2 pseudogenes are annotated in these 890 nt (G+C 34.6%); both read left to right on the forward strand.

The window, feature by feature from the left end:
• Positions 1-505, forward strand: a pseudogene (locus tag HRG09_RS28190) (IS6 family transposase); the annotation flags it as partial.
• A gap of 64 nt (positions 506-569) precedes the next feature.
• Positions 570-890: pseudogene (locus HRG09_RS28195) on the forward strand (recombinase family protein); the annotation flags it as partial.

Raw genomic sequence — 890 nt, forward strand, 5'->3', positions numbered from 1 at the left:
TCTTAAGACAACAAATGATTCCTGGAGAGTCGATGAAACGTATGTGAAAGTAAAAGGGCAATGAATGTATTTATATCGCGCAATCGATTCAGACGGAAATACCATTGATTTTTATCTAAGAGAATCAAGAGATAAACAAGCAGCCAAGCGTTTTTTCAAGAAAGCCTTGGCTGCTTCTCATATTTGTAAACCTCGCGTTATAACAGTAGATAAGAACCCTGCCTATCCTGTAGCAATTCAAGAATTAAAAGAAGAGAAACATATGCCTGAAGGCATACAAATAAGGCAAGTTAAATATCTCAATAATATAGTGGAACAAGATCACCGTTTCATTAAGAAACGTGTGCGTTCTATGTTAGGACTCAAGTCATATGAAACAGCCACTTCTATATTGAGTGGCGTTGAAACTATGCATATGATGAAAAAAGGACAACTTCACCCACAGGTGAAGTCTGCCCAAAATGAAGTTAGGTTCATACATAAATTGTTTGGAATTGCATCATAATCTGCCATTGAACAGACTATGTAGGTTTCCATGTCTCTATCAAATGATTTTTGCACCAGAACCAGAAATTGTAAACATGACAGGTATTAGTCAAGCTACGCTTTACCGATACATACGAAAAAATAAACAAACTGAAAAAGATGAAAAGACTAAGGAACAAACAGCCATCATCCGTATGTTGTTACGTGTAGAAAATAATAATAAATTTGTACGAGGAAAGGGGAAAGTTCGAAAAAATATTGAATCCTTTCTCATATCACAATACAATATGGAACAACGTTCAGGAGAGTACATATTCTATATTCCTTACAGTACAATTCCAGACTTAGAACAAAAAGTAGATAGCATAATTCGTGAAATTAATTTTGAAGCGGATTTACAAAAT

Origin of the sequence: Bacillus sp. Xin1 (assembly GCF_013314535.1) — a bacterium.
Classification (GTDB): Bacteria; Bacillota; Bacilli; order Bacillales; family Bacillaceae_G; genus Bacillus_A.